Annotated in this window: 11 protein-coding genes; 8 read left to right on the top strand and 3 right to left on the bottom strand. The window is 63.4% G+C overall.

The features are described from left to right. Positions 1–112: 112 nt before the first annotated feature. Both pncB and gcvA read right to left on the bottom strand, forming a co-directional pair. Complete coding sequence (gene pncB, locus KVT37_RS07080; protein WP_217571053.1) at positions 113–1,417, bottom strand: nicotinate phosphoribosyltransferase; 1,305 nt, start codon at positions 1,415–1,417, stop codon at positions 113–115. Positions 1,418–1,671: 254 nt separating this feature from the next. Then, positions 1,672–2,655, bottom strand: a complete 984-nt coding sequence (gene gcvA / locus KVT37_RS07075) for a transcriptional regulator GcvA (RefSeq protein ID WP_217571051.1) — start codon at positions 2,653–2,655, stop codon at positions 1,672–1,674. A 203-nt stretch (positions 2,656–2,858) separates the two neighbouring features. Between gcvA and speB the strand changes: the two genes are divergently transcribed. From speB to KVT37_RS07055, 4 genes are all read left to right on the top strand, one after another. Then, positions 2,859–3,914 (top strand): agmatinase, encoded by a 1,056-nt coding sequence (gene speB, locus KVT37_RS07070; protein ID WP_217571049.1) that lies wholly within the window; start codon positions 2,859–2,861, stop codon positions 3,912–3,914. Positions 3,915–4,043: 129 nt separating this feature from the next. Further along, the gene (locus tag KVT37_RS07065; RefSeq protein WP_217571047.1) at positions 4,044–4,844 is read left to right on the top strand and encodes a transporter substrate-binding domain-containing protein; all 801 of its coding nucleotides are present in this window, start codon (positions 4,044–4,046) and stop codon (positions 4,842–4,844) included. 133 nt (positions 4,845–4,977) lie between these two features. Then, complete coding sequence (locus KVT37_RS07060; protein WP_217571045.1) at positions 4,978–5,646, top strand: amino acid ABC transporter permease; 669 nt, start codon at positions 4,978–4,980, stop codon at positions 5,644–5,646. Then, positions 5,643–6,290, top strand: coding sequence for an amino acid ABC transporter permease (locus KVT37_RS07055; RefSeq protein WP_217571043.1), 648 nt, complete (start codon positions 5,643–5,645; stop codon positions 6,288–6,290). The genes KVT37_RS07060 and KVT37_RS07055 overlap by 4 nt, the downstream gene beginning before the upstream one ends. Positions 6,291–6,329: 39 nt before the next feature. Here KVT37_RS07055 and KVT37_RS07050 read toward each other — a convergent pair whose 3' ends face one another. Then, positions 6,330–7,733, bottom strand: a complete 1,404-nt coding sequence (locus KVT37_RS07050) for an MATE family efflux transporter (RefSeq protein ID WP_217571041.1) — start codon at positions 7,731–7,733, stop codon at positions 6,330–6,332. Between the two features lie 246 nt (positions 7,734–7,979). Between KVT37_RS07050 and KVT37_RS07045 the strand changes: the two genes are divergently transcribed. The 4 genes from KVT37_RS07045 (at position 7,980) to KVT37_RS07030 (ending at position 12,197) form a co-directional block, all read left to right on the top strand. Beyond that, positions 7,980–8,897 (top strand): AraC family transcriptional regulator, encoded by a 918-nt coding sequence (locus KVT37_RS07045; protein WP_217571039.1) that lies wholly within the window; start codon positions 7,980–7,982, stop codon positions 8,895–8,897. A 240-nt stretch (positions 8,898–9,137) separates the two neighbouring features. Continuing rightward, positions 9,138–10,412: an ABC transporter substrate-binding protein gene (locus KVT37_RS07040; RefSeq protein ID WP_217571037.1), complete on the top strand. Its 1,275-nt coding sequence runs from the start codon at positions 9,138–9,140 to the stop codon at positions 10,410–10,412. A 100-nt stretch (positions 10,413–10,512) separates the two neighbouring features. Continuing rightward, complete coding sequence (locus tag KVT37_RS07035; RefSeq protein ID WP_217571035.1) at positions 10,513–11,379, top strand: carbohydrate ABC transporter permease; 867 nt, start codon at positions 10,513–10,515, stop codon at positions 11,377–11,379. Beyond that, positions 11,376–12,197, top strand: a complete 822-nt coding sequence (locus KVT37_RS07030; protein ID WP_217571033.1) for a carbohydrate ABC transporter permease — start codon at positions 11,376–11,378, stop codon at positions 12,195–12,197. The genes KVT37_RS07035 and KVT37_RS07030 overlap by 4 nt, the downstream gene beginning before the upstream one ends. Positions 12,198–12,205 lie beyond the last annotated feature (8 nt).

Here is a 12,205-nt window from a genome sequence, read left to right as displayed (position 1 = left end):
GGTGCTCGAAGCTGCCAATCTCCCCCCTTGCGGGGGAGATGTCCGGCAGGACAGAGGGGGGTGGGCGGGAACTCAAGTTATCCGATTATCCGAAATTCCATTTGAGCCACCCTCACACCTTGACCAGCTGCTCCACCCGCCCCTTCTCGCCAAAGATCCGCAGATACCGTTTGATCTCCTTCTCATCCCCGGTCGCCTTGGCCGGGTTGTCCGACAGCTTCACCGCCGGCCGCCCGTTGGCTTCCGTCACCTTGCAGACCAGCGAAATCGCATCGAGGCTGTCGGTTTCCGTCGGGGCGCAGCCTTCGAAGTCGTTGGTGAGGTTGGTGCCCCAGCCGAAGGACATGCGCACCTTGCCGCGGAAATGCCTGTAGGTCTCCTCGATGGTCTCGACCTCGAGGCCGTCGGAGAAGATGAGCAGCTTCTGCTTCGGGTCCTTGCCCTTCTTGCGCCACCAGTCGATGATTTTTTCGCCGCCCTCGATCGGGGGAGCGCTGTCGGGGCGGAAGCCGGTCCAGTCGGCGACCCAGTCCGGCGCGTCGCGCAGGAAGGAATCCGTGCCAAAGGCATCGGGCAGCACGATCAAGAGATTGCCGCCGTAGTAGCGTTGCCAGTCCTGCAGCACCTTGTAGGGCGCCTCGCGCAATTCCTGCTCGGAATTGGCAAGGGCGGCAAAGACCATCGGCAGTTCATGCGCATTGGTGCCGAGCGCTTCGAGATCGTTGTCCATGGCCAGAAGCACGTTGGAGGTGCCGGTGAAGGCCTCGCCGATGCCTTCCTTCAGCGCCTCGACGCACCAGCGCTGCCAGAGGAAGGAATGCCGCCTGCGCGTGCCGAAATCGGAGATGCGGATGCCGGGCAGCGCCTTCAGCCGCTCGGTCTTGGCCCACATCTTGGCCTTGGCGCGGGCATAGAGCACGTCGAGCGCGAAGGGGCCGTAGGAGCGCATGGCCGCGCGGGAGCGAAGCTCGTTGATGATGGCCAGCGCCGGGATTTCCCAAAGCGTGGTGTACATCCAGGGGCCGGGGAAGGAGAGTTCGTACTGGCCGTCGCGCCTGGAAAGCTCGTAGTCGGGCAGCCGGAAACCCTCCAGCCAGGCGAGGAATTCCGGCTCGAAGATCTGCTTGCGCCCATAGAAATTGTTGCCGCCCAGCCAGATCATCTCCTTTTTGGAGAAACGCAGCGTGCGGGCATGGTCGAGTTGGTCGCGCAGTTCCTGCTCGTCGATCTCGTCGGCGAGGCGCACCGAGGTCGTGCGGTTGATCAGCGAGAAGGTGGCGTCGACCTTGGGATACATGCCCCAGATCATCTGCAGCATCAAAAGCTTGTAGAAGTCCGTGTCCAGCAGGCTGCGGACGATCGGGTCCAGCTTCCAGGTGTGGTTGTAGACGCGCCGCGCTATATCGGTCTTTGCCATGCTCGCTCATCCATAAAGCACAACGCACGGAAACGCGGGCGTCACGCCTCAAGTCCTTGTTTTAGCAATTCCGGAGGGAAAACCGTCTCGGTTCTCCTGGAATTGCCTTAGCCAACTGCCTCTTAGCACTGTATTTTCGAACGCGCTTCCTGCTTTGCAAGCTGGCCTGACAAAAACCAGCTATGCAAGTCCAGCCATCAAGACGCTGTTTTGGAGCTTTTTTGTTTTCGAGCAATTCCGGACGGAAAACCGTTTCACACTTTTCCTGGAATTGCTCTGGCGCCTATCACCTTGAGCGACGGACGTTTCCTGCGGCTGGGCACACGGCCGGCCACCGGTGCGTCGGCGCGGCCCTCATCCTGTTCCTTCTCGGCGAACAGCCAATCGATGAAGAGCTGGACGATCGGCGCCGAGCGCATCTCGTTGCGGCACACGACGTAGAAATCGTCGACCGCCGGCACCGACAATGTGAAGGGAGCGACGAGCATGCCCCTGGCGAGCAAGGCGCGCGCGGTGACAGAATCGCCGAGCGCGACGCCATGGCCGTGGACGGCGGCCTCCGTCGCCATGCGCGCGTCGCCCAGATGATGGCGGCGGCCGCGCTCCAGATCGAGCGCATCGGCGGCGGCCAGCCAGGTGTGCCATTCGCGGCCGTCGTCGCCATGCAGGAAGACATGATCGGCAAGGTCGCGCACGCTGCGGATCGGGCGGTTGTTGATCAGCGTCGGGCTGACCACGGGAAAGAGCTCCAGCCCGGACCATTTGCGCATCCAGCAATCGGTCCAGCTGCCGTCGCCATAGTGCACGCAGACATCGATCTCGGGGGCGCGGATATCGCGGGCGTCGTTGGACGGGATCAGGGTGAGCTGGATGTCGGGATATTGCGCGGTGAAGGAGCCGAGCCGCGGCGTCATCCAGAGCAGCAACAATGCCGGCACGCAGGACACCGACAGCGCACCGGCGCTCGCCGGCCGCGTCATGCGCTGCGTGGCGGCGGCGATGCCCTCGAAGGCGGTAGAGACGGCCGGCAGGAATTCCGCGCCATGCGGCGTCAGCTTCACGCGCTGGCCGCTGCGCTCGAAGAGTTTCACGCCGAGCGACTGTTCGAGCGCCTTGATCTGGTGGCTGATTGCGCCATGGGTGACATTGAGCTCACCCGCCGCCTTGGTCAGCGAGGCATGCCGCGCCGTGGCTTCGAAGGCGCGCAGCGGGTTCAGCGGCGGCAGGCGTTTGGCCATGGAGACCTCCTACTTTGTGAGATTTTCTCACAGCAAAGACCCTAACAATATCAATTGATTTTTCAATGCGGCTGCCCGACACTTTTACCCGGAACAGCTTTCAAGAGACGTGAAATCCGCAGGAACAGCGGCAACGATCCAGCCGGGCAACAGGCTGGCTTGGCCAACCGTTCGTGCGGGCAGCAAGCAGAGGAGGACCGGACATGGGTTACGATCGCGGCAAGCTCGAAGCGTTGCGCCGCAAATATGGCGAGAGCCATGGCGGCGAAATGTTCGACCCGAAATTCCGCAAGGTCGCCGACAAGATCTTCAACAAGTCGGGCACGCGCCTTGCCCCCTATTCCGGCGTCCCGACCTTCCTCGCCGCGCCTTACCGCGAGATCGCCGCCGAGAACCCGGATTTCGGCGACCTGCAGGTGGCGATGATCGGCGTGCCAATGGATCTCGGCGTCACCAACCGCCCCGGCTCGCGCTTCGGGCCGCGCGCGTTGCGCACCATCGAGCGTATCGGCCCCTACAACCATGTGCTGGAATGCGCGCCGACGCATGAGTTGCGCGTCGCCGACATCGGCGATACCCCGTTCCGCAGCCGCTACCGGCTGGAAATCAGCCATGAGGACATCGAAAAGCGCACCAACCAGATCGTCGATGCCGGCGTGCTGCCGCTCTCGGTCGGCGGCGACCACTCGATCAGCCATCCGATCCTGAAGGCGGTCGGCAAGAAGGCTCCGGTCGGCATGATCCATATCGACGCCCATTGCGACACCAGCGGGCTGTTCGACATGACCAAGTTCCACCATGGCGGACCGTTCCGCAACGCGGTGCTGGACGGCGTGCTCGACCCCTCGCGCACGATCCAGATCGGCATCCGCGGCTCGGCCGAATATCTGTGGGAGTTCACCTACGAGTCCGGCATGACGGTCGTCCATGCCGAGGAGGTGACCGGGCTCGGCATTCCGGCGATCATCGAGAAGGCGCGCAGAATAGTCGGCGACGGGCCGACCTACATCTCCTTCGACGTCGACAGCATCGATCCGGCCTTCGCGCCGGGCACCGGCACGCCGGAAGTGGGCGGGCTGACGACGCGCGAAGTGCTCGAATTACTGCGCGGCCTGAAAGGCCTCAACATCGTCGGCGGCGACGTCGTCGAGGTGGCGCCGCAATATGACGCGACCACCAACACCGCCCATGTCGGCGCCCAGGTCCTCTTCGAGATCCTGAGCCTGATGGTGTTCAGCCCGGCGATCAAGAAGGGCTAAGGCCAATCAATCGGGCAATTCCGGACGGAAAACTGCATCCCACTTTCCTGGAATTGCTGAAGCCAATACGGCCGCCGCGCTGGAGCCGGCGGCCGGTTTCAACAACAAGCTTCCAGCAGGGGAATAACCATGACTCTTCGCAATGCTCTGAAATCCGCCATCGCGGCAGCCATGCTGCTCGGCGCCGCCGGTCTGGCCACGCAGGCCAAGGCCGATGCTGTCGACGACATCACCAAGGCCGGCGCCATCAATGTCGGCATCTTCTCGGACTTCCCGCCCTTCTCCTCGGCCAGTGCCGATATGAGCATCAAGGGCTATGACATCGACGTGGCGCAGGCGATCGCCGATTCCTTGAAGGTGAAGCTCAACCTGGTCAGCGTCACCGGCCAGAACCGCATCCCTTATCTCACCGACAAGCGCGTCGATATCCTGATGAGCGTCGGCTATTCCAAGGAACGCGAGCAGGTGATCGACTTCGCCGCCGCCTACGCGCCCTACTACATCGCCGTCATTGGGCCGAAAGCAACGGCCGTGAAAGGCAAGGAGGACCTCGCCGACAAGTCGATCGCCGTCAATCGCGGCACGCTGGAGGACACCTCGCTGACCGCGGCTGCGCCGGCTTCGGCCGACATCCGCCGCTTCGACAACTACAATTCCGTCATCCAGGCCTTCATCTCCGGCCAGACGCAGCTGATGGTGGTCGGCAACGATGTCGGCGCCCAGGTGCTGGCCAAGCAGGACGCGCTGCAGCCGGAGCAGAAGTTCCAGCTGTTGACCTCGCCCTCGCATATCGGCCTCAACAAGAACGAGGACCGGCTGAAGAAGGCGGTGAACGACGCGGTCGCCAAGATGCTCGCCGACGGCAAGCTCGACGAGAGCTCGAAGGCCTGGCTGAAGACGCCGCTCAATCCCGACAATCTCAAGGATTGATGCCGATCGGTTCGGCGCCGTAACAGGCGCCGAACCCTCTCCTCTTTGTTTTCACGCAATTCCGGACGGAAAGCCGCTTCGCACTTTTCCTGGGATTGCTCTAGGTCAGGCGCCTCCAACAAGGTCAATCGCCATGGGCTACAGCCTCGACTTCGGCTGGCTTGCGGGTGCCGTGGGCGCAATCGCGCGCGGCGCGGCGACGACGATCCTTTTGATCGCCGTCACCACGCTCGCGGGAACCTTCCTCAGCATCCTCGGCGCTGCCGGCAAACGAAATGGTCCCAAGCCGCTCAAGCTGGCGATCGGCATCTATGTCGAGGTGATGCGCAACACGCCGTTCCTGGTGCAGCTGTTCTTCATCTTCTTCGGCCTGCCCAGCCTCGGCATTCGGCTCGACCCGATCCTGGCCGCGATGCTGGCGATGACGCTCAACATGGCGGCCTACACGATCGAGATCGTCGGCGCCGGGCTCGACGCCGTGCCGCGCGGGCAGACGGAAGCCGCACTGGCGCTCGGGCTGAGGCCACGCCAGGTGTTCATCAAGATCGTGCTGCCGCAGGCGCTGAAGGTGATCTATCCGGCGCTGACCAGTCAGATCGTCATCATGATGCTGGAATCGGCAGTGGTGTCGCAGATCGCGGTGCGCGAGCTGACCTATGAGGCCGACATGCTGCAGGCGCGCACGTTTCGCGCGTTCGAGACCTATTTTGTGGTGACCATGGTCTATCTCGGCCTGTCGATGGGGCTGCGCCGGCTGCTGGTCAGCGGCGGCCGCCGGGCGCTCGGATCAGGTGTGTCATGATCGAATTCACCTTCTGGGACATCGTCCGCAATCTGCTGCTCGCCGCGCGCTGGACGGTGCTGTTATCGCTCGCGGCCTTCATCGGCGGTGCGCTGGTCGGGCTGATCGTTTTGTTCTTCCGCATCGCCAAAAACAAATGGGTGAAGCGGATCGCCTCGGGCTATATCGCGCTGTTCCAGGGCACGCCGCTGTTGATGCAGCTCTTCCTGATGTTCTTCGGCCTGCCGATGCTGGGACTGCGCATCGACCCATGGATGGCGGCGGTGCTGGGCCTCACCTTCTTCGCCAGCGCCTATCTGGCCGAGATCTGGCGCAGCGGCGTCGACGCGCTGCCACGCGGGCAATGGGACGCCGGCGCCAGCCTCGGCCTGCATTATCTGCAGGAACTGAGGCTGATCATCCTGCCGCAGGCTTTTGCCATCACCCGGGCGCCCACCGTCGGCTTCCTGGTGCAGCTCATCAAATCGACGGCGCTGACCTCGATCATCGGCTTCGAGGAGCTGGTGCGAACCTCCAACGCGATCAACAACGCCACCTTCGAGCCGTTCAAGGTCTACGGGCTGGTGGCGCTGATCTTCTTCGTCATGTGCTTCCCGCTGACGCAATATGCGCGGCGGCTGGAGAAGCGGGCGGCGACTCACTGAGCGCAGCGGAAAAGAACCGCAGGTGGACCGACGGTTTTTTCAATGGCCGAAGGACAGCGCCGGCGCGATCCGGTCGCGCCGGAGCCATCGCGCCAGCAGCAATGCGGCCACCACGGCCAGCCCTGTGGCGAGGCCAATCCAGATGCCGACGCCGTTCAGGCCGAAATGGAAGGCGAGCAGCACGCCAAGCGGCAGGCCGACGCCCCAATAGCCGATCGCGGCATAGATCATCGGCACCTTGGTGTCGTGCAGGCCGCGCAGCATACCGGCGGCCACCGCCTGAGCGCCGTCGAAGATCTGGAACAGCGCCGCAAACACCAGGAAGGAAACGGCGAGCGTGATCACCCTGGCATTGGCCGGATCGGCAAGGTCGATGAAGGCGCTGATCAGCACATGCGGCCAAAGGATCATCACCAACCCCATCAGCGCCATGAAGGAGACGCCGATGACGAAGCTGGTCCAGCCGGCGCGCGAGACGCCTTCCGGATTGCCGGCGCCATGCGCCAGGCCGACGCGCACGGTGACCGCCTGGTTGAGGCCGAGCGGCACCATGAAGGAGATCGAGGCGATCTGGATGGCGATGGCGTGGGCGGCCAGCGAATCCGCATCGATCAGCCCCATCAGCAAGGCCGCCGCGTTGAAGATCGTCACCTCGAAGGCGAGGATGCCGGCGATCGGCAGGCCAAGCCGAAGCAGGCCACGGAAGCGCGGCCAATCGGAACGCCAGAAGCGGCCGAACAGGCGGTAGCGGCGGAATTTCTTTTCGAGCATCACCACCGCCGCCAGGCCGACGAACATCAGCGTGCTGGACAAAGAGGTGGCGAGGCCCGAGCCGGCAATGCCCATCGGACGGACGCCGAGATTGCCGAACATGAACACCCAGTTGAAAAAGGCGTTACAGGCCACCGCGACGAAAACGATGATCAGCGCCCAGCCCGGCCGCTCCAGCGCCGAGATGAAGGAGCGCAGAACGATATAGCCATAGAAGGGCAGCACCGCCCATTGCAGCCAGTGCAGATAGATGCCGGCCTCATGCGCGAGCTCCGGCTTCTGGCCCATGGCCGAAAGCACCTCTTCGCCATGCCAGAGGAACAACCAGATCGGGATCGAGATCAGGATCGCCAGCCACAGGCCCTGCCGCACGGTGCGGCGCAGGTCGCGCACCGAATGGCGGCGGCGGCCGAGCTCGGTCGCCATCATCGGCGAGGTCGCCAGCATCAGGCCGAGGCCGAAGATCAGCGGCATGAAATAGAGGTTGGCGCCGAGCGCGCCGGCGGCCAGCGTATCGGCGCCCAGGCGCCCCATCATCATGACGTCGGTCGCGGTCATCGCGGTCTGGCCGAGATTGGTCAGCACCATCGGCCAGGCAAGCGCCACCGTCGCCCTGATCTCCTGACGCCAAAGGTTTTCCGGCGCAAGCGCGCCGGTTTCGATCGCAGACATTGTTCCGCTCTTCAGGGCACGGCGCGTCGGCAAAGAAGGCCGGAAGCCGCACACAAACGGCACAAAATGGCGCCGTTTGCGTCGCCTTGTGGACGAAAAGCGACATGTTGGCAAGGGAGAAGGCCGGGCTAGCGATTGATCCAGGTGGAGCCCGGATTCCGCGACGCCTCTTTCATTTGCCGGCCGCGGGCTGCTACGGATGCCCCCGGGCATGCGCAGCCGGCGCGCCATGTCGGGAGGAAATGCATGCCGTTCAGGCGCAGAAAGAACACGGCCGCGATCCCGCGCACGGTGCCCGCTTTCGAGCACATCGTGACCGAGGCGAGCGACAGCTTCCTGTGGCGGCTGGACGATTATCCATGGGAGCGCAATGTCTGGAATTTTCACCCCGAATACGAGATCCATCTGTTGCGCAAATCCTCCGGCGTCGTGCTGGTCGGCGACCATATCGGCGAGTTCGGGCCGGGCTACCTGACCATCGTCGGCGGCGGGCTGCCACATGACTGGGTGACGGCGGTGCAGCCGGGCGAATTGATCGAGGGCCGCGATATCGTGCTGCAGTTCGATCCAGAAAGGCTGCGCGGCTCGTCGGGGCTGCTGCCGGAATTGCGCGAGTTGGAGCCATTTCTGGAACGCTCGCTGCGCGGCATGGTCTTCCATGGCCAGACCGCGCTCGACGGCGCCGAGCTGATGGAGCGAATGGGCGAGGTGCATGGGCTGGCGAGGTTCCGGCTGTTCCTCGAACTGCTGGACCTCTTGGCCACCACCGACGAATACGCGCTTTTGTCGTCGCCGGACTTTTCGCCGCTTCTCGACGCCGAGTCGCTCGACATCATCCAGCGCTCGCTGACCTATCTGTTCCAGCATTTCGCCGAGGATCTGAAGCTGCCGGAGGTGGCTCAATTGGCCGGCATGAGCGAAAGCACGTTCTCCCGCTTCTTCCAGAAGAACACCGGCAACTCCTTCAGCGACCATGTCGCCAAGCTGAGACTGTGGCAGGCCTGCAAGCTGCTCGCCGATACCGAGATTCCGATCACCGATATCTGCTTCCAGGTCGGCTACATGAACATCTCGAACTTCAACCGCGCCTTCCTGCGCAAGCACAAGATGACGCCGTCATCCTATCGCAAGCTGTCGCGGCAGCGGCTGACGCTGCGAGCTTGATCAAGGCCGACTGCAGGTTCTCCAAACGGCACTGATACTCGTGTGACGAGCAGACTCTGCCTGCAGCGCCTTTTGCGCTGCACAATGCATAAAAGTACAGGTCTGGTGCAACGGGGCTTCTAGTCTCGCTCTTCCCGACTGCTCATTTTGGCGACGGGTGACAGGTCACAAGGCGACGGTGAGGGTCGCTTAGCCCAAGGATCTGCCGCTTCCGCGAGTGTTCCTGGAGGAGAAAAACCAATGAATTCAAATCGGCTCGCTGCCAGCCTCGGCGCAGCGTTCGTGCTTACCGCATCCGTATCAACCGCAGCACTTGCCCAGGCGCCGGTCTGCTCGGCGCCGGTCAAGGTGCTGGCGCAGCCGCGCGACGGCCTGACGCTTCTGGAGGACTCCAAGGACGAGTTCAAAAAACTCTCCGGCGCGTCGTTCCAGATCGACTACCTCAACGAGAACGACCGCCGCGCCAAGTCGCGCGCCGACGCCTCCACCGTCGGCAACTACAATGTCTACTATGTCGACGAGGCCAACGTCGCGCTGTTCGCCTCCTCGGGCTGGATCGCGCCGCTGACCGATTATTATCCGGCTGACTATGACTTCGCCGATTTCGATCCGGGCCGCCAGAAGGTTGCCACCTATGACGGCAAGGTGTGGTTCGCGCCGCTGACCGGCGGCGGCGACCTGATGGTCTATCGCAAGGACGTGCTGGGAGCCGCCGGCATCCAGCCGCCGAAGACGCTGGACGAGCTGATCGCCGACGTGCCGAAGCTGACCAATGCCGACAAGGGCATGTATGGCATCGCGCTGCGCGGCGCGCGCGGCTCGGGCGCCAATGTCTGGCGCTGGATGCCGTTCTTCAAGGCCTATGGCGGCAAGTGGTTCGACGGCGACAAGCCGGCTTTCAATTCGGACGCCGCCGTCAAGGCGACGGAAACCTATCTGAAACTGTTCAAGGACTCCGCGCCCGGCACGCAGACGGGCAGCTGGGATGAATCGACCGGCGCCTTCCTCTCCGGCCAGGTCGCCATCCTCGTCGAATCGACGCCGCTGTCCGGCATGTCGGTGGACCCGAAGACCTCGCAAGTGGTGGGCAAGGTCGGCTTCCTGCCGCCGCCCTCGCCGCTGCCAGGCGGCGGCTATGGCCATGGGCTGGCCATCGGCACCAAAGCCAATGCGGATGACGCGGCGAAGAAATGCGCCGGCCTGTTCATCGCCTGGGCGACGTCGAAGGAGAACGAGAAGCGCCGGCTCGACGCGCATCAGTTCGGCGAACTGAACCGCACCAGCGTGCTCTCCAGCAAGGAATTCGCAGACATCTACGGCGCCGATCTCGGCCAGGCGCTGGCCGAAACCGGCAAGGTCACGGCGGTGAACTTCTGGCAGGATCCGCGTTGGCCCGATCTCGGCGACCGCTGGGGCATCATCCTGGAAGAGCTGGTCACCGGCACGCGCACCGACATCAAGGGCGGCCTCAACGAGCTCGAGACCTATGCCAACGAACTGGTGAAGAAGAAGTAATCCTCCCGCCCGCGGCGCGCGGTCCACGGCATTCGAAGGAATGCCAGGACCGGCGCCGCGGGTTTCATGTCCGCAAGCCAAACCAAGCAAGGACAGGCCGATGCGCCGCCGCTCTTCCCTGCCCGTCACCTTTCTCTTGCCGACGCTCGCCATCCTGCTGGTGCTGTCGATGGTGCCGACGCTTTATGCCATCGTCATCGCTTTGCAGAATCGTGAGCTGAGCTCGCCTGGCTATTCCTGGGTGTGGTTCTCGAACTTCGCCGATCTCTTCCTCGACCGCCGCTTCCTCAACGCCGTCTGGGTTTCGGTGAAATGGGAGATCGTCACCGTGGTCGCGACCATGGTGGTAGCCATCGGTCTCGGCGTCTTGATGTTCGAGGTCGCCTCGCCGCGTATGCGCAATGTCTATTGCCTCCTGTTCATCATCCCGGTGCTGCTGCCGCGCGTCTCGGCCGCCTTCGTCTGGAAATTCGCCTATCATCCGCTCTACGGCATCGCCACCTACCCCTACCGGCTGATCACCGGCGGACTGATTTTCGATCCGCTGTCCAAGCCCGCGACGGCGCTGTTCGCTGTTGCTTCGGTCGATGTCTGGCAATGGGGGCTGTTCTTCGCCGTCATCGTGCTGAAGCTGCTCGAGACCTTGCCGCCGCAGCCGATCGAGGCGGCGCGCCTCGACCACGCCAAGCGCTGGCAGATCCACGCCTATGTCACCTTGCCGATGCTGAAGGCGCCGCTGATCAGCCTGATGTTCGTCAAGATGATCGAGTCGCTGCGCTCCTTCGACCTGATCTATGTGATGACGCGCGGCGGCCCGGGCGTCGCCACCGAGACGCTCGACATGTACGCCTTTTCGCAGGGCTTCATCGAGTCCGGCAAGGTCTCCTACGCTTCGGCCATGGCGGTGCTGATGATGATCGCGACCGTCATCACCTTCACCATGCTCTGGAAGCGGGTGCAGGCATGAAGCCGATAAGACCGGGCCGCCTGATCGCCAAGGCCACACTGGCGCTGGCCGGATTCCTGGCGGTGTTCCCGCTGGTGTGGACGGCGCTCAACGCGCTGAAAAACAATGTCGACATCATCACGCGCGTGCCGAAGGTGATCTTCACGCCGACGCTTGCCAATATCGGCTATATCCTTGGCCGCGACAGCGTGCTGACCGGGCTCTACAATTCGGTCGTCGCCTGCGGCTCGGCGGTCGTGATCGGCATCGTGCTCGGCCTTCCCGCGGCCTATGCGGTGGCGCGCTATCCCAACCGCTTTGCCGGCGACATCCAGTTCTTCGTTTTGTCGCTGCGCTTCCTGCCGCCGGTGGCGGTGGCCATTCCGCTGATGGTGATCTGGCTGCAGGTCGGCCTCTACGACACTTTGCCGGCGCTGATCGTCACCTACTCGCTGCTCACCATCTCCGTCATCATGTGGCTCGCCATCCCGGCCTTCCAGGGCGTGCCGAAGGAGATCGAGGAAGCCGCCTTCGTCGACGGCTACGGCGCCTACTCAGTGTTCTGGCGGATTGCCCTTCCGGTCGCGGCGCGCTCGCTCATAGGCGCCATCGCCTTCAGCTTCGTGCTGGTCTGGAACGAGTTCCTGATCGCGCTGATGCTGTCGAGCTCCAACGCCAAGACGCTGCCGATCGTGGCATCCGAGCTGTCGCAGCAAGGCATGAACGTGCCGTGGGGCATTCTGAACGCCTCGGTGGTGCTCCTGTCGCTGCCGCCGCTGCTGTTCCTCGGCGTTTTGAGCGGCTTCCTGAATTCCGTTTTCCGGCAAAAGAAAAATTGAAGTGAGGC

The organism is Mesorhizobium sp. GbtcB19 (assembly GCF_019091085.1).
GTDB lineage: Bacteria > Pseudomonadota > Alphaproteobacteria > Rhizobiales > Rhizobiaceae > Mesorhizobium.
This window is presented reverse-complemented; position numbering and strand designations above follow the sequence as displayed.